The following is a 16540-nucleotide window of genomic DNA, read 5'->3' as shown; positions in this document are numbered from 1 at the left end:
GAATATTTCCACACGCGAGAATGTAAATCTCAGCGTCTCGTCGGGCTCACCCGGGTCACCGGGGTCACCGCCCTCATCGGGGTCACGCCAGATGACAGGCGGCGAACTGACCGGGCCGCACCTCACGCACCTCGGGCTCCTCCTCCGCGCAGCGGTCCTTCGCCAGCGGGCAACGGGTGCGGAACCGGCACCCCGACGGCGGCGCGAGCGGCGACGGCACGTCCCCCTCCAACGCGGGTCCGGCGAATCCCTTGTCCGGGTCGGTCAGCGGCACCGAGTCGAGCAACGCCCGCGTATAGGGGTGGGCCGGGCGATCGTAGACCCGTACCGCGTCCCCGTACTCGCACACCTTGCCCAGGTACATGACCAGCACGTTGTCGCTGACGGAACGCACGACCCCGAGGTCGTGGGCGATGAACACGACGGTCAGGTCGTAGGTGGCCTTCATGTCCTCGATAAGGTTGAGGATCTGGGCCTGTACCGACACATCGAGCGCGGACACCGGCTCGTCGCAGATCAGCAGCCGGGGTCCCACGGCGAGCGCGCGGGCGATGGCGACGCGCTGCGCCTGGCCGCCGGAGAGTTGCCGGGGCAGCATGTCGGCGAACCGCTCCCCGTCCAGGCCGACTTGGGCCAGGACGGTGGCCGAGGCGGCGGCCCGCTCGTCCGCCGGGACCTTGGCGACCGCCAGCCCCTCGACCACGAGGTCCTTGACGGTACGACGCGGGTTCAGTGATGCCACCGGATCCTGGAAGATCATCTGCATCTGGCGGCGCAGCGCCCGCATGTGCCGCTCGTCGGCCTCCTCGATGGGCTCGCCCGCGAAGCCGATGCGCCCCGAGGTCAGCCGGTCCAGGCGCAGCACGGCGCGGCCGGTCGTGGACTTGCCGCAGCCCGACTCGCCGACGATGCCGAGGGTTTCCCCCGGCAGCACATCGAAGCTGACCTTGGACACCGCCTGGACGACGGCGCCTGACGGGCCGCCGGGGTACTCCACGACCAGGTCCTCCACGCTGAGCAGCGCCTTCTCGCCGCGCAGATGCGCGGTGCCGCTACCGGCCATGGGGTTCGCCTCCCGGAGCGAGCGTCGAAGGGGGTGCCGAGACGGGTGCCGAAGCGGGCGGGGTCGCCTCATGGGCGGGGTGCACACAGGCGACGTGGTGGTCGGGGCCGGCCGGCGACAGTTGCGGGGCGAGTCGGCCGCAGTCCACGGCCGCGTACGCGCACCGTGGTGCGAATCGGCATCCCTCGGGCGGCCGGGTCGGATCCGGCAGCGCTCCCGGAATCAGCCGCAGCGGTGTGTGCCGCTCGTGCCCGAGGGTGGGCGTGGACTCAAGGAGCGCGCGTGTGTACCGGTGCCGGGGCGCGTCGAAGACGCTGCGGGTGGCGCCGGTCTCGGCGAGCCGCCCCGCGTACATCACCGCGACGCGGTCGGTTCGCCCGGCGACCACGGCCAGGTCGTGGCTGATCAGGACGAGCGACATGCCCCGGTCGCGCTGTACGCGGCGCAGCAGGTCGAGGATCTGGCGCTGCACGGTCACATCGAGCGCGGTGGTGGGTTCATCGGCGATGAGGAGGTCCGGTTCGCAGGCCAGGGCGGTCGCGATCATGACGCGTTGGCGCATACCGCCGGACAGCTCGTGCGGGTAGGCCCGCAGCCGGCGTTCCGGATCGGGTACGCCGACCTCGCGCAGCAGGTCGAGCGCACGGGTACGGGCCTCGGATCGGCCGACGCCCAACTGCTTGCGCATGCCCTCGGTGAGCTGCCGCTCGACCCGTACGACGGGGTTGAGGGAGCGGCCCGGGTCCTGGAACACCATGGCGATCTGCTTGCCCCACACCTGTGCCCGCTCCTTGCGGGAAAGCGTCAGCAGGTCGCGTCCCTGGAACAGCACGGCGCCCGAACTCGCCGCGGTCGGCGGCAGCAGGCCCATCACGGCCCGTGCCATTACCGACTTCCCCGACCCGGACTCGCCGACCACGCCCAGTGCCTGGGCGTGGCCGACCGTCAGGGACACACCGTCGACGGCGCGTACGGTCCCGCGCGGGGTGCCGATATGAGCCCGCAGCTCACGCACCTCCAGTACGGGTCGACTCATGCCGCGCCTCCCTGCTCGCCAGTGCTGTCGTTGATCATCAGCGGGGTGTCACCGTTTGATCCAGAGTTCTTCCGGCAGCAGCGAACCGCCGCCGTACTGGACGACGCCGTGCACGTTCTTGCCGGTCAGCGCGGAGGGTGCCGCGCGGGTCATGAAGACCGCCGGGACCAGCTCGGCAAGCCGCTCCTGCACCGTCTTGTACGCGGCCTTGCGCTCGGCGTCGGTGGTCGCGGAACGCCCCTTCATCAGGGCGGTGTTCAGCTGGTCGTCGTCTATGCCCGACAGGTTCATGCGGGATTCGCCGTAGAACGCGCTGAGCAGCCGGGTCTCGGGGTCGATGAAGTTGGCGGAGCTGACGGTCATGTCGAAGTCGAACTTCGAACGCAGGGCCGCCAGATCGGCGTAGTCGATCACCTCGATCTTGACCTTGACGTTCTTGTACTGACTCAGCTGCGTCTGGACGCTCTCCGCCATCGCCCGGTTCTCGGTGGTGGCGAACGACTTGAAGGAGAAGGACAACGGCTTTCCGTCGGCGGCGAGTTCGTCCAGGAGGCCCTGCGCCTTCGCCTTGTCCGTCGTCGCCAGCGGAATGTCCTCGTAGAAGGGCGAGGTCTTCTCGAAGAGGGTGTCGGACGCCTTGCCGGTGCCGTTGTAGACGGACTGGTTCATGGCCTTGAGGTCGAGCGCCGCCGCGATGGCCTGGCGCGCCCGCACATCATCGAAAGGGGCCCGGCGGGTGTTCATCGTCAGGACCTGGCCGCCGTTGAGCGGCACGACGGAGGCGGGGAGTCCGGCGGTCTCGGCCTTGGAGAGGTTCTCCCAGTTGGTCTCGATGGCCACATCGGCGCCGCCGCTGGACACCGTGTCGTACCGCTGCTTGGCGTCGGTCGCGGTGCGGACGGTGATGCTGTCGAGATACGGCTTGGGCTTGTCGTAGTACTTCGGGTTCTTGGCCAGGGCGATGGAGTCCTGACGCGCCCACTTCTTGAGGGTGTACGGGCCGGCGCCGACCGGCTTCGCGTCGTATGCCTTGCGGCCCGCGCTCAACGCCTTCGGTGACGCGATCCAGTTGAGCGAGGTCGTGATCACGGCCTGGGCGTAGTACGGAACCGGCTGCGCCATCGTGACCTTGAGGGTGGTGGCGTCCACGACATCGGTCGAGGCCATCATCGACGCCTCCGCCAGACCGTACGAGCCGGTGGCCGGGTCACGGGTGCGGTCCCAGTTGAACTTCACCGCCTCGGCGTCGAGCGGGGTGCCGTCGGAGAACGTCAGCCCCGGCCGCAGCTTCAGCTCGAAGCTCTTGCCACCGTCCTCGGTGGTGAAGGCGGTCGCCATCTTGTACCGGACCTCGCCGGTCTTCGTGTCGTTGACCATCAGCGTCCCGTACAGGGCGTTGCCGAGGAACGCGGTGACGACCCATTCGTTGCCCATGAGCGCCGGGTCGACACTGACCGGCTCGCTCAGTTGCAGGGCGCGGGCGGTGCCGCCGGACACGGGCTTGCCCGCGGTGGTGGACCCGTCCGACGGGTCGGTGCCGGAGCCTCCCCCGCCGCATGCCGTCAGAAGCAGCAGCAGCGCGGTTCCGCAGGCCCCCGCCAGATGTCTGTAGCGCCTTGTGTGGATCATCGTCGGCCCTTCGTGAGCGCAGCGTTCGAGAGGGAGCGAGGGGTGGCGATCAGTCGCGCAGGGCGCGGTCGAACCGGTGGCGCAGATGGTCGCCGGTCTGGTTCAGCGCGAAGACGGTCAGGAAGATGACCAGGGAGGGTACGAAGACCATGTGCGGGGAGTCCGCGATGGTGTCCTTGCCCTCGGCGATCATTCCGCCCCAGCTGGGGCGGGGTGGTGGGATGCCCAGGCCGAGGAAGCTCAGGGAGCCTTCGGCGACGATCAGCGCGGCCATCACGACGGGCAGATACGCGCCGAGCGTGGGCAGCACATTGGGCAGCAACTCCCGTGTGAGTACGCGGCGGTGGCCCGCGCCCATGTTCCGGGCGGCGAGCACGAAGTCACGGGCCACCCAGCTCAGCGTGGTGGCCCGGGAGAGCCGGATGAAGGACGGGATGATCAGCAGGGTCAGGCCCGCGAGCAGTGTGCGGACGCTGGGCGTGAGGATCGAGGAGAGGGCGAGCAGCAGGATCAGCGGCGGAAACGCGAGCATGGTGTCGGCCACCAGACGCACCACGGAGTCGAAGCGACGCCCGAAGTACCCTGCCGGCATGCCGAGTACGGTGCCGAGCGCCGCTCCGACGACTCCCGCGGCGGCGCCCACGACGAGCGAGACCTGAGCCCCGTACACACAGCGCGACAGGACGGAGCGGCCCTGGCTGTCGGTGCCGAGCAGCAGATCGAGCGAGCCGAACTCCGGTGCCTGGCGCGGCGGTCCGACCGGTATGGAGTACGAAGCCAGTGGCAGCACACCGGCGAGGAGCGCCGCCGCGAGCACCACGGTGAGCCAGCCGTAGGACAGGTACACCACGACGGATCGCGGTGCGCGGACCTTCGGGACGGCCGGGTCCGCCGTGTCGTTGGCCACGGGGGTGGCGTCGGTCACCGACTGTGTCATGCCCGAGCCGCCTTTCTGACGCGCGGGTCGATGAGTTGGTAGCTCAGGTCGACCAGCATGTTGACCACGACATAGACGACGGCGATGAACACGACCGTGCCCTGGACCGTCACCAGGTCGCGCTGGGTGATCGAGGCCGCCATCAGCTGCCCGAGGCCGGGCAGCCCGAACAGCGACTCGACGATGACCGTGCCGCCGATCAGCCGCCCCAGACTCAGGCCCGCCAGCGTGACCAGGGAGAACGAGGACGGGCGCAGGGCGTGGCGGACCATGACGTAGCCGCGGCCCAGGCCCTTGGCGCGGGCCGCCTCGACGTAGTCCTCCCGCAGGGTGCCGACCAGGTCGGTACGGAGCAGCCGGTGGAAGGACGCGACCTCGGTCAGGGCGATCGCGACAACGGGCAGTGCGGCGGCCCGCAGATTGGCGCCGAGCCCCTGCTCACTGACGCGCGCCCAGCCGGTGACCGGGAACCAGCCCGCCTTGACCGCGAAGAAGTAGATGAGGACCGGGCCCGCGATGAAGGCGGGCACGGAGAGGAAGACGGACGACAGCGCGTTGATCGCACGGTCGGCCGGGCTACCGGGACGGCCCGCCGACGCCACCGCCAGGAGCACCGCGACCGCGAGTGCGAGGACCAGGGCGAGCGCCGCCAACTCCAGAGTGACCGGCAGCCGTTCGACGATCGCCGTGGCGACGGGCTGCCCGGTCACCGGTGATTCGCCGAGGTCACCGCGGACGGCTCCGGCGAGCCAGTCCCCGTACTGGGCCCACAGCGGTTGGTCGAGTCCCAGTTTCGACTCCATCGCCGCGACGGATTCGGGGGTGGAGCTCGGGCCGAGCACGACTTCGGCGACCGAGCCCGGGGCGAGGCTCAGGAGCAGCGTCACGGCCATCGTGACGAGGAGGACGACCAGGAGGCTGCGGCCCACACGCCTCACGACAGAAAGCACCATGCGACTCGCTTCTTCCTCAGGTGACCAGTCCAAGACCGTGCTGAGCAGTGGAGGGTGATGCGGTGAAGGGTGATGCGGAGAGAGGTGGCACGGTGAAACGTGGCGCGGAGATGGGTGCTGCGCAGATGGGTGGTGCGGTGTGGTGCGACCGGGAGGGATCACCCGTGGTCGCGCCGGTCGCCGGGGCGACGGCCCGTCCTGGCACGTCGAGCGGCGTTGCGGCGAGGAGGCGGGTGAAACGCCGACTCCCCATGAATGAGAACCATACTCTCCCGTGGGTATAGGGCCAATACCAGTGCACGGCCGAAAGAAGTACAGTCATGAAGAAGCCCCGCACCGACATGTCGCTGTCGGTGCGGGGCCGCGTGAGTCGGTGGTGGTCAGCCGGCGGTGCGTTTGGTGGCGCGCTTCGCCGCCGTCTTCTTGGCCGGGGCGGCCTTCGCCGCGGTCTTGGTCGCCGTCGTGGCCACGGTCTCGGTCGGCGTCTTGGTCGCCGTCTTGGGCGCGGTCTTGCGAACGGCCCTGGTCGGGGTCTTGGCGGCCTTCGCCGGAGCCTTGGTGGCCGCCTTCGCCGGTGTCTTCGCCGACGCGCTGACCGGCGACTTCGCCGGCGCCTTGGTCGCACTCCTGGCCGCGGTCTTCGCCACCGCCTTGTCCGGTCGCCCGGACACCTCGGGTGCCATGCCGTGCAGAAGCAGCTCCCAGAGGGCTTCCGCCTCGGCGGTCAGGTCGTCGTCCACGGGCAGACCGCCGATGGTGACCGAGAAGGAGCTGAACATCGTGGCCTGGAGCACCGTGCCCGCGACCCTGCGGTGGTCGAGGCCCTCCCGGATGCCGCCGGCCGCCGCCGTCTCGTCCAGGATCTCCACGAGCAGCGAGGTGAGCGGGACGAAAGCCCGCGCGGCCTCCTTCGGATGCTCGGTCAGCAACTGCTGGGCGAACTCCGCCATGCCGAGCGTGGCGGCCCTGCGGGCCTTGCTGTCCTTGGGCGTCGTACGGCACAGCCGGTAGTACTCGACGGTGAAGCGGTGCAGCCGCTCCAGCGGTTCGTCCTCCTGGCCGGTCCAGTCGCGCAGACGCTGGGCGGTGGAGTTCACCGACTCCTCGAACAGCGCGAGCAACAGCTCGTGCTTCCCGGCGAAGTACTGGTAGAAGCTGCGCAGGGACTGGCCGGACTGCTTGACCACTTCCTGGACGGTGAAGTCCTTGCCGGAGTCCCCGCTGATGAGTTCGAGTGCCGCGTCGAGGAAGCGCTGCACGCGCTTCTCGGCCCGCAGCCGCGCGGGGTCGACGGATCGCGCCACGGCCATCTCGCGCCAGGTGGTGCCCGTCTCAGCGGCGACGCCGCCCGGCACCGGGTCGTTCATGGTCATGTCGCCAGCCTACCTCACAGTAGGAACCGCACCTCTCTTACTTCATTTGCTTACCGACCCTTGACCAATAACGGTGTTCTCGTCGCGGTACACTCGTCCGCCCTTCATGACGAAACGGATGTCCGCGGTCACGCCGATGTCCGCGAGGGGGTCGCCGGGGACGGCCACGATGTCGGCGAACAGGCCGGGTTGGATGCGGCCCCGGTCGTCGGCGTCGATCAGTTCGGCGGCGACGACGGTGGCGGCCCGGATCGCCTGAAGAGGTGTCATCCCCCGGTCGACCAGCGCGCCCAGTTCCCTGGCGCCCCGGCCGTGCGGGACGGCGGGCGCGTCGGTGCCGCAGGCGATACGTACGCCGCGCTCGATGGCCTGGGTGATCGTGGCCCGGGAGCGCGGGAAGACGTCTGCGGCCTTGGCCTGGAGTTCGGGGGCGGCGTGCGAGGTGTCCATGCCCTCGGTGAGATAGGTGGTCGCGACGAGGAAGGTGCCGCGTTCCACCATCAGGTCAAGGGTCTCCTCGCTCGCGAGGGAGCCGTGCTCGATGCAGTCGATGCCCGCGTCGAGCGCCGCGCGGACGGCCCGGTCACCCATGCAGTGCGCGGCGACCTTGAGTCCGGCGCGGTGCGCCTCGTCGGCGACGGCCCGCAACTCCTCGTCGGAGTACTGCTGGGCGCCGGCCGGACCGGTGTGGGACATGACGCCGTTGGAGGCGCAGACCTTGATGACGCGGGCGCCGTGCTTGATCTGGTGGCGGACCGCCTTGCGCACCTCGTCCACGCCGTTGGCGATGCCCTCCTCCACCGTCAGGTTCATGATGTGCGGGGCGAACGCCTGGAACATGGTGGGGTCGAGATGACCGCCGGTGGGCGTGATGGCATGACCGGCCGGGACGATCCGGGGACCCTCGATCCAGCCGTGGTCGATCGCCTTCATGAGGGCCACGTCGAGGAGAATGCCACCGGTCTGCACGAACAGACCGAGATTGCGGACGGTGGTGAATCCGGCGCGCAGGGTACGGCGCGCGTTGGCGACGGCGCGCAGGGTACGGACGGCCGGGTCGTCCTGGACGGCGTTGAGGGGACTGCCGTGGTCGGGGCCGCCGAGCAGGAGGTTGACCTCCATGTCCATCAGACCGGGCAGCAGCGTGACATCACCGAGTTCGCGTACGACGGTGTTCTCCGGGACGGTGCCCGGCGCGATCCCGGCGATGCGTTCCCCGTCGACCAGCACCTCCCCCGGAGTGACGTACTCGCCCTTGTCCACGTCGAGCATGCGGGCGGCGCGCAGCAGGACGGGAGGCGGCGGGGTGCGGGGACGAGCCATAGTCGGTACTCCTTCGACGGGGGCTACGAGGGCCGCGCGGGCCGCCCGAGTCAGATGGCGGGTTCGACGATGGCGTCGATCGTGGACGCGCCGGTGTCGGGCACCTTGGGCTGGCGCCATGCCTCCACCGGGAAGGCGACAGTCACCAGTGCGCAGAACAGCCACAGCAGCCGCTTGTCCGGCTCCGAGATGGAGTCCATCTCGACGCTTTCGAGGTAGGGCTTGCCGGACTTCAGAAGAGGGAACGCCACGTTGTAGAAGGCGTCGAGTTCGTCCATGGTGCTGGCGACGCGCTTGGCGTAGCGGGCCCGCTCGGTGGGAACGGCCCAGTCAGCGAACGGTTCGAGAGCGGCGAATTCCGGGGGAAAGACGACGGCCATGATCGGTGTCTCCTCGGGTCAGGAAGCGGCCTGCGGACGGGACTTGCGCTGCTCGTGCTCGCGTACGTACTGATACGCGGTGTTGTGGAGATGGCGCAGCAGGACTTCCTGGTCGTTGAGCGGGAACTCCGACACCGCCCGTGACTCCAGCATGGTCTGCGTCGCTTCGAGGGTGTTGCCGTCCTGGAGGCCGTACTCCTTGAAGGAGACGACGGCGAGTTCCTGCTGAAGGCGCTGGAAGGCGTTCTTCGGCGGGACGAAGTAGCACGTGCCCTCGAAGATGTGGGTGTTGTACGAGGTCGGCCAGTAGTGGTAGGTGAGGATCCAGTTGGGCCGCCAGACCAGCAGCATGAAGTTCGGGAAGAACACGAAGGAGTCCATGCCCCAGCGCGGGTCCCGGGTCGGGTTAACGGCCGGCGGCAGGTCCTCCGTGGCCATGCCGATGTCCGGGGCGTCCCAGGGGCCGAACAGGCCGCTGTGCAGCGCCGCTTCGATCGGCTTGACCATCTTCCGGTCGTGCGGGGGCGCGATACCGCCCCAGGACGACACCATCCCGTGGGGGCCGTCCACGTCGTACGAGAGTGCCTCGTAGCCGTACTTCTGCATCTTGCGGGCCTCTTCGGACATGTACTGGCCGCTGTGCAGGATCGGTGCGTGGTAGAACTCGGCGAACGCGTCGATGAACAGCTTCCAGTTGCTGCCGATCTCGGCGCGGTACTTGTGCACCTGGGTCAGCTTGTCGAAGGGATAGCCCTCGATGCCGGCGGCGAACTTGCCGAGGTAGTCGCGCAGCGGTGTCCGGTTGTCCGGGTCGAGGTTGACGAAGATGAAGCCCTCCCAGACCTCCGCCTGGACACCCATGAGCCCGTAGTCGGACTTGTCGAGGTCGAAGAACTCGCCCTCCTGCTGGACGAAGGCCAGCTTGCCTTCGAGGTCGTAGCGCCAGGCGTGGTACTTGCAGGTGAACTGGCGGCAGGTGCCGCTGGTCTCCTCGCGCGGGAAGTCGTTCCACACCAGCTTGTTGCCGCGGTGCCGGCACACGTTGTGAAAGGCCCGTACCTCACCGTCCGTGCCCCGCACGACGATCACCGAGGCACCCGCCGCGTCCAGCTCCTTGGTGAAGTAGCTCCCCTTCTTGGGCAGTTGCTCGACCCGGCCGACGTTGAGCCAGGTCCGGCGGAAGATCGCCTCGCGCTCCTGCTCGTAGAACTCGGGCGACACCGAGTCCTCGAACGACAGCGGCTCGGTACCGATCTTGAAGTGCTCGGTCCAGCTACCCGCTTCGGGCTTGGGGAAATGCGGCATGGGAATCCGTCCTCACGCTCGTTCCGACAGATCGAAGATAACAGCGTTTCCGTACAAAGAGAAGAGCGTTCTCATCAGGTCGACCGGCTCGCTCTCCTCACCGGTTCTTCCGCAGGAGGTCGTCGTCCAGCTCCACACCGAAGGTCTTGAAGGCCATGGCGAGCGCGTCGTACGCGCCGACCGTGAACACCAGGTCCATGAGCTGCCGTTCGTCCAGCTCCGTGGAGAGCACCGCCCAGGTGGCGTCGGCGATCCGGGCACGGGCGAGGAGTTCGTCCACGGCGCACAGCATGGCTCGCTCCAGGGGGTCCCAGCCGCTCGCGTCGGGGCCGTCGGCGACCCGGGCGACCTCCTCTGGGGTCACCCCCGCGTCACCGGCGAGCACGGCGTGCTGCTCCCACTCGTAGAGGGCGCCGCGCACCGACGCCACCCGCAGGACGAGCAGTTCCCGCTGGCGGACGGAGAGTGTGGTGGCGAACAGGACATGCCCGTTGAAACGGTGGAACGCCTCGGCCAGCGCGGGGTGCCGGGCCAGCGTGCCGAGCGCGTTGAGCCCCCTGGGGCGGTCCGGGCGGCGCCCGGGAAGGGGGTGGCGGGGGTTCGGTGGCCGCAGGGCGGCGAGCACGGCGGTCATCTCCTTCGGCCACTTCTCGGGGGGCAGCGGAGGGATGCGGGGCGCCTGCTCCCAAGGAGCCTCGGGTACGGGGTCGGCCGGGGTCCGGGTCCGGGGTGCGGGATCGGCCGAGGTCATGTGCCCTCCACATGGGGATAGATGCGGGTGAAGTCGGCGCCCGGTTCCGCGTCGGCGAAGCGCTTCCAGACCGAGTGGGTCACGGTGGCGATCCGAGCCGCGCCGCCGTGCTCGGTCACCGCCTCCAGATACAGACGTACGTCCTTCGCCATCAGCGAGTTGGCGAATCCCGAGGCGTAGCGGCCGGTCAGGACATGCTCGGGGAACTTGTCGCTGGTCGCCGCCGACCGGCCGCTGGAGGTGTTGAGGACCTCCAGCATCGTCTCCATGTCGAGCCCCAGGCTCCGGCCGAAGGCGACGGCCTCGCTGGTCGCGGCGAGCGCGGTCGCGGACAGGACGTTGTTGACGAGCTTCAACGCCTGGGCGAGACCGGGCTGTTCGCCGACGCGGCGACGGTGGTCGCTGAGTCCGGCGAGTACCGGCTCGACGCGCGCGCAGTCGTCGTCGGAGCCCGCGTACATGACGGTGAGGGTGCGGGCACGGGCCCCGGCAACACCGCCCGACACCGGGGCGTCGACATATCCGACGCCCTCCTTGGCGAGGAACGCGGCGATGCCTCGCGCCGCGGTGACGCCGATCGTCGAGGTGTCCACGACGTGTGCCGCCCGCCGGCCCCCGGTGGCCACGATCTCGCCCGCCACCTGCTCGCACGCCGCGCCGTCCGGGAGGCTCAGCACCATCACATCGGCGCGGCGCGCCGCCTCGGCCACGTCGCCCGCCAGGGCCGCGCCCGCGGGCAGCCGCCCCGGGCCCGCCACGTCGTACGCCACGACACGGTGTCCCCGCCGTACGAGGTTCTCGGCGAGGGCGCCGCCCATGTTGCCGAGCCCGACGAATCCGACCGTGCCCATGGTCATGCGTCCTTCCTCGCGGCCCGTATGTCCTTCAGTGCGCGTCGGGCGGACACTCCGGCGGGCGCCCCGCAGTAGCCGGCTATCTGGAAGAGCAGTTCGTCCAGTTCCTCATCGGTGACGCCGGTGCGCGGTGTGGCGCTCAGGTGCAGGCGGAACTCGTCCATACGGCCCATCGCCGCGGTCATCGCCAGGACCAGCAGGCTCCGGTCCCGGACGCTAAGGGCACCGCCCCGCGCCCATGCACCCCAGGCCATCGAGGTGAGGAAGTCCTGGAACTCGGCCGCGATCGGCGTCGAGTCGTCGGTCACGCCGTCCACGTAGGCGTCGCCGAGTATGGCCCGGCGCATGGCCCGCGCGACCTCCAACTGGTCGGTCTCTCCCATGAGTTCTCCGTCTGTCCGATGTCGGGCGATGTTCGCTGTCGTGCGATGTTCACTGTTGGGCGGTGATCACTGTTGTGCGTTGATCACTGACGCAGCGCGACGCTGACCGTCTTGATCTGGGCGTACTCGTGGAGCGCTTCGAGGCCCTTCTCCCTGCCGTAACCGCTCTGCTTGAACCCGCCGAACGGTGTCTCGACGGTCAATGGGCCCCCGTTGACGGCGACTTGGCCCGCGTCGATCCGCTCTGCGAGGCGCAGACCGCGTGCGGTGTCGCCGCTCCACACGGAGGCGACGAGGCCGTACTCGGTGTCGTCGGCCAGGGCCAGGGCGTCCGCCTCGTCGGTGAACGGCAGGGAGACAAGGACCGGGCCGAAGATCTCCTCGCGGGCGATCCGCAGGTCCGGGTGGACTCCGGCGTAGACGGTGGGCCGGATGTAGAGGCCGCGCGCGGCGGGACCGCTGTCGTAGGCCGAGCCGCCTGTCACCGGCAGCGCTCCCGCCGCACGGGCGTCCGCGAAGTGGTCGAGGACCTTGCGGTACTGGGCTTCGGTGATCATCGGGCCGAAGTCCCGGCCGGGTACCAGGCGTTCGACGGCCTCGGCCACGCGTGCCACCACCTCGTCGTGTACGGACGACTCGACGAGCAGGCGGGTGGTGGCCGAGCAGACCTGTCCGGCGTTCGCGGTCACCGCGCTCACCGCGGCGGCGACGGCCCGGTCCAGGTCGGCGTCCGCGAACACCACGAGCGGCGACTTGCCGCCGAGTTCCAGGGTCAGCGGGACAAGCCGGTCGGCCGCGATCGCCGCCAGGTGTCTGCCGGTGGCGACCGATCCGGTGAACGCGATCCTCCGCACGGCGGGGTGGCCGGCCAGCGGTGTGCCGACGTCGGGTCCGGTGCCGGTGACCACGTTCAGGAGGCCGTCCGGCAGGCCCGCGTCCGTGGCCAGCGCGGCCAGGCGCACCGTCGACGCCGAGGTCAGCTCCGAGGGCTTGGCCACGACCGCGTTGCCGACGGCGAGTGCGGGGGCGATGGCGCGGCACGCCTGGTTCAGGGGCAGGTTCCAGGGCGTGATCGCCGCGACGACGCCGTACGGTTCGAGCCTGGTGTACGTGAGGGCGCCCGCGCCGTGGTCGATGGTGCGGCCGTGGTGGGCGCGCAGCACTCCGGCGTAGTACCGGAAGTAGGCGGCCGACATGTCGGCCTCCAGGCGGAGTTGGGCGGGGACCTTGCCGGTACAGGCCCGCTCCAGCTCCATCAGCTCGCCGGCGTGTGCCGCGACGGCGTCCGCGACGCGGTGCAGCACATCGGAGCGTTCGGCGGCGGGGCGCCCGGCCCAGTCGGGGTACGCGGCGGCAGCGGCGTCGACGGCCCGGTCCACATCGGGGGCGGAACCGGCGGCCATCGTGTCGCCCGGCTCGCGGGTGGTGGGGTCGACGGTCGGAAGGTAGTCGCCGCTCGCGGGTTCCACCGGCTTGCCGTCGATCCAGTGCCGGTGACGGCCCTGGTCATGACGGCCCGTCACCCCGGCCTTTCGTTCCGCCATGTCAGGTGTTCCGCCCGCCGTTGACCCCGAAGACCTGTCCCGTGACATAGCCCGCCTCCTCGCTGACAAGGAACGCGCAGGCCGCCGCGATGTCCTCGGGCAGGCCCGCGCGCCGCACGGGGGTGAGGGACGCGTGGTGGTCGACGCTGCCGCCGAGCAGTCCCCGCTCCTCGCTGCGCCGTGTCATCGGGGTGTCGATGAAGCCGGGCGGAATCGTGTTGACGGTGATGCCGCTCGGTCCGAGTTCCAGCGCCAGCGCCTTGGTCAGGCCGATTACGCCCGCCTTGGACGCCACGTAGTGCGTCATGAAGGGCTGACCGCTCTGGGCGCTGGACGAGGAGATGGTGACGATCCGGCCCCAGCCCGCCTCGATCATGTCCTCCACGGCCGCCTGGCAGCAGTGGAAGGTACCGGTGAGATTGACGGCGACCACGCGGTTCCACCGCTCGGTCGTGATCGTGGAGAAGCGGTCGAAGCCCTCGATCCCGGCGGAGTGGACGAGGATCGCGAGGGGGCCGAACCGGGCGCGTACCTCCGCGTAGGCGCGGTCGACGCTCTCGCGGTCGGACACGTCGGCCTGTGCCGCCGTCGCCGTACCGCCGTCGGCCCGGATCTTGGCGGCGGCCGTCTCGGCGGCGTCGGCGTTCAGATCCAGGACGGCCACGTGCGCCCCGTCGCGGGCCAGCCGCCGGGCGACGGCCAGGCCGATGCCCGACGCCGCGCCCGTGACGACGGCGACCTTGTGCTGCGTTGCCGGATCCACGTGTGCCCCCTGTCTTCTGTCGGTCACTGCCTTCTGTCAGGTGGGTGGGACGGCCGCCGGGACGGTATTGGCGATATCCCGCAATGAGAATACGATTCTCTGACCCGGAGAGCAATGAGTCGCACTCCGACCGAGAAACCGACACGGGACGCCGACACACAAAGGGGCCGCCATCGTGACCAGCGCCGCCGACCGCCGTACGCACGATCCGCACCCGTACAGAGTCGTCCAGTGGGCCACCGGGAACATCGGCTCCCGTGCCCTGCGCGCCGTGGTCGAGCACCCGAACCTGGAGCTGGTCGGCACCTATGTCCACAACACCGGGAAGGCGGGGCGCGACGCGGGCGAACTGTGCGGCCTTGGCGGTCCGGTGGGGGTGGTCGCGACCCGGGACGTGACCGAGGTCCTGGCCCTGGACGCCGACTGCGTGCTGTACATGCCGCGCGCCTGCGACCTGGACGAGGTGTGCCTGCTGCTGGCGTCGGGCGCGAACGTGGTGACGACCCGGGGCGAGTTCCACCACCCGGCGGGGCTCGATCCCGCCGTACGCGCACGGGTCGAGGCCGCGTGCGCGCGGGGCGGCACCTCGCTGCACAGCACCGGCAGCAGCCCCGGCTTCATCAGCGAGGCCGTGCCGCTGGTCCTCGCCTCCGTCCAGCGACGCCTCGACGGCCTGACCATCGACGAGTACGCCGATCTGTCGGTCCGCGACTCACCGGGGCTGCTCTTCGACGTGATGAAGTTCGGCCGCCCGCCCGGCGATTTCGACGAAGGCCGCCTGTCGCACGGCCGGACCAGCTTCGGCCCGTCGCTGGAAGCGCTCGCCGCCGCGCTGTCGATGCCGCTGGACTCGGTCGAGGCGCACGGCGATGTCGCCACCGCGCGCCGCACGGTACGCATCGCCGCCGGCACCCTGGAGGCGGGCACCGTAGCCGCGCAGCGCACGACGGTGACGGGTCTGCGCGAGGGCCGCACCATTCTGCGTTTCCGCGCCGTGCACTACTGCACCACCGACCTCGAACCCGCCTGGGACCCGCACCCCACCGGCTGGCACATCACCGTCGACGGCGACGCGCCGCTCGACATCGCCATGCGCCTGCCCGTCCCGCTCACGGAGATGGCCTCCGTGGCACCCGCGTACACGGCGAACCGCGCCGTCAACGCCGTGCCCTTCGTCTGCGCCGCTCCCCCGGGCATCCGCACGACGGCCGACCTTCCGCAGATCGTGGCGCGGCTCGACTGAGGCCCACCTTGCCTGTGGGCTCGGCCTGTTGACTCGCGGGCTCGGCCTGTTGACCTGCTGGCTCGGCCCGCTGACTTACGGGCTCGGCCATCACCCCGCGCACCACCCCCCGTTCTCATCTGGAGGCTCCATGACACACGTCGGATTCATCGGTCTGGGCAGTCAGGGCGCCCCCATGGCGCGCCGTGTCATCGACGCCGGCCACGCCACGACCCTGTGGGCCCGCCGCTCGGCCACCCTCGCCCCCTTCGCGGACACCCCCGCGAAAACCGCCGCCACGCCCGCCGAACTGGCGTCGGCCTGCGACCTGGTGTGTGTCTGCGTCGTGGACGACGCCGATGTCGAAGGGGTCGTTCTGGGCGATGACGGAGTGCTGGCGGGGCTGCGCGGCGGCGGGGTGATCGCCGTGCACAGCACGGTCCACCCCGACACCGTCCACCGCCTCGCCGACCGCGCGCGGGCGCATGGCGTCCAGGTGGTCGACGCGCCCGTCAGCGGCGGCGCGCCCGCCGCTGCACAGGGCCGCCTCCTGGTGATGGCGGGCGGTGAAGGCGGCACGGTCGACTACTGCCGTCCCGTCTTCGAGACCTTCGGCGACCCCGTCGTGCACGTCGGCCCGCTGGGGTCCGGGCAGGTGGCCAAGCTCCTCAACAACCTGCTGTTCACCGCCAACCTGGCGACCGCCGCCGACACACTCTCGCTCGGCCGGAGTCTGGGTCTCGATCCGAAGCGCCTCGCCGAGGTCGTCCGCCGCGGCAGCGGTTCCAGCTTCGCGCTCGCCCGTGTCGCCGCGGCGGGGGGCGACCTGGACGCGATGGCTCAGAACGCGGGCCCGCTGCTGCGCAAGGACGTCGGGCTGCTCGCCCAACTGGCCGGGGCCGCGGGGGCGGAGCCGGGAAGCGTGCTGCAGGCCGCGGACGCGGCACTGCGGCTCATGGACCATCAGCGCTGAAGACACGCGACCGCGTCACCGGACCACCGGACCACCGGGCAAAGGACGGCC

Annotated in this window: 16 protein-coding genes; 2 read left to right on the top strand and 14 right to left on the bottom strand. The window is 70.2% G+C overall.

Annotation, left to right across the window (positions count from 1 at the left end; translation table 11 throughout):
- Nucleotides 1–82: 82 nt before the first annotated feature.
- The 14 genes from ACFVT5_RS08165 to ACFVT5_RS08100 all read right to left on the bottom strand — a co-directional run bounded on the left by ACFVT5_RS08165 (nt 83) and on the right by ACFVT5_RS08100 (nt 14294).
- Complete coding sequence (locus tag ACFVT5_RS08165) at nt 83–1063, bottom strand: ABC transporter ATP-binding protein (protein ID WP_389882727.1); 981 nt, start codon at nt 1061–1063, stop codon at nt 83–85.
- Nucleotides 1053–2099, bottom strand: a complete 1047-nt coding sequence (locus tag ACFVT5_RS08160; RefSeq protein ID WP_389882725.1) for an ABC transporter ATP-binding protein — start codon at nt 2097–2099, stop codon at nt 1053–1055. Before ACFVT5_RS08160 ends, ACFVT5_RS08165 begins: the two co-directional genes overlap by 11 nt.
- A gap of 48 nt (nt 2100–2147) precedes the next feature.
- The gene (locus tag ACFVT5_RS08155) at nt 2148–3728 is read right to left on the bottom strand and encodes an ABC transporter substrate-binding protein (protein WP_389882723.1); all 1581 of its coding nucleotides are present in this window, start codon (nt 3726–3728) and stop codon (nt 2148–2150) included.
- A 49-nt stretch (nt 3729–3777) separates the two neighbouring features.
- Complete coding sequence (locus ACFVT5_RS08150) at nt 3778–4665, bottom strand: ABC transporter permease (protein ID WP_389882721.1); 888 nt, start codon at nt 4663–4665, stop codon at nt 3778–3780.
- A complete protein-coding gene (locus ACFVT5_RS08145) occupies nt 4662–5618 on the bottom strand; it encodes an ABC transporter permease (RefSeq protein ID WP_389882719.1) in 957 nt (318 codons plus the stop codon). Before ACFVT5_RS08145 ends, ACFVT5_RS08150 begins: the two co-directional genes overlap by 4 nt.
- A 380-nt stretch (nt 5619–5998) precedes the next feature.
- Nucleotides 5999–6991: a TetR/AcrR family transcriptional regulator gene (locus ACFVT5_RS08140; RefSeq protein ID WP_389882717.1), complete on the bottom strand. Its 993-nt coding sequence runs from the start codon at nt 6989–6991 to the stop codon at nt 5999–6001.
- Nucleotides 6992–7033: 42 nt separating this feature from the next.
- Complete coding sequence (locus ACFVT5_RS08135; RefSeq protein ID WP_389882715.1) at nt 7034–8314, bottom strand: amidohydrolase family protein; 1281 nt, start codon at nt 8312–8314, stop codon at nt 7034–7036.
- 50 nt (nt 8315–8364) lie between these two features.
- A complete protein-coding gene (locus tag ACFVT5_RS08130) occupies nt 8365–8694 on the bottom strand; it encodes a hypothetical protein (RefSeq protein WP_389882713.1) in 330 nt (109 codons plus the stop codon).
- An 18-nt stretch (nt 8695–8712) separates the two neighbouring features.
- Entirely contained in the window at nt 8713–9999 is a 1287-nt protein-coding gene (locus ACFVT5_RS08125) for an SRPBCC family protein (protein ID WP_389882711.1), read from the bottom strand.
- Nucleotides 10000–10096: 97 nt separating this feature from the next.
- Nucleotides 10097–10750, bottom strand: coding sequence for a carboxymuconolactone decarboxylase family protein (locus ACFVT5_RS08120; RefSeq protein WP_389882709.1), 654 nt, complete (start codon nt 10748–10750; stop codon nt 10097–10099).
- Entirely contained in the window at nt 10747–11676 is a 930-nt protein-coding gene (locus ACFVT5_RS08115; RefSeq protein ID WP_389883599.1) for an NAD(P)-dependent oxidoreductase, read from the bottom strand. Before ACFVT5_RS08115 ends, ACFVT5_RS08120 begins: the two co-directional genes overlap by 4 nt.
- On the bottom strand, nt 11604–11987 hold the full coding sequence (locus ACFVT5_RS08110) for a carboxymuconolactone decarboxylase family protein (RefSeq protein ID WP_389882707.1): 384 nt from the start codon (nt 11985–11987) through the stop codon (nt 11604–11606). Before ACFVT5_RS08110 ends, ACFVT5_RS08115 begins: the two co-directional genes overlap by 73 nt.
- Nucleotides 11988–12070: 83 nt before the next feature.
- A complete protein-coding gene (locus tag ACFVT5_RS08105; RefSeq protein ID WP_389882705.1) occupies nt 12071–13531 on the bottom strand; it encodes an aldehyde dehydrogenase family protein in 1461 nt (486 codons plus the stop codon).
- 1 nt (nt 13532) lies between these two features.
- The gene (locus ACFVT5_RS08100; RefSeq protein ID WP_389882703.1) at nt 13533–14294 is read right to left on the bottom strand and encodes an SDR family oxidoreductase; all 762 of its coding nucleotides are present in this window, start codon (nt 14292–14294) and stop codon (nt 13533–13535) included.
- A gap of 175 nt (nt 14295–14469) precedes the next feature.
- On the opposite strand from ACFVT5_RS08100, the gene ACFVT5_RS08095 reads away from it, so the two are divergent.
- Complete coding sequence (locus ACFVT5_RS08095; protein WP_389882701.1) at nt 14470–15537, top strand: dihydrodipicolinate reductase; 1068 nt, start codon at nt 14470–14472, stop codon at nt 15535–15537.
- A 130-nt stretch (nt 15538–15667) separates the two neighbouring features.
- Nucleotides 15668–16489: an NAD(P)-dependent oxidoreductase gene (locus ACFVT5_RS08090; RefSeq protein WP_389882699.1), complete on the top strand. Its 822-nt coding sequence runs from the start codon at nt 15668–15670 to the stop codon at nt 16487–16489.
- Nucleotides 16490–16540: the final 51 nt, after the last annotated feature.

It is taken from the genome of Streptomyces sp. NPDC058001 (genome assembly GCF_042886315.1).
GTDB lineage: Bacteria > Actinomycetota > Actinomycetes > Streptomycetales > Streptomycetaceae > Streptomyces.
The sequence above is the reverse complement of the archived record's forward strand: the minus strand, read 5'-3'. Positions and strand labels throughout refer to the sequence as shown.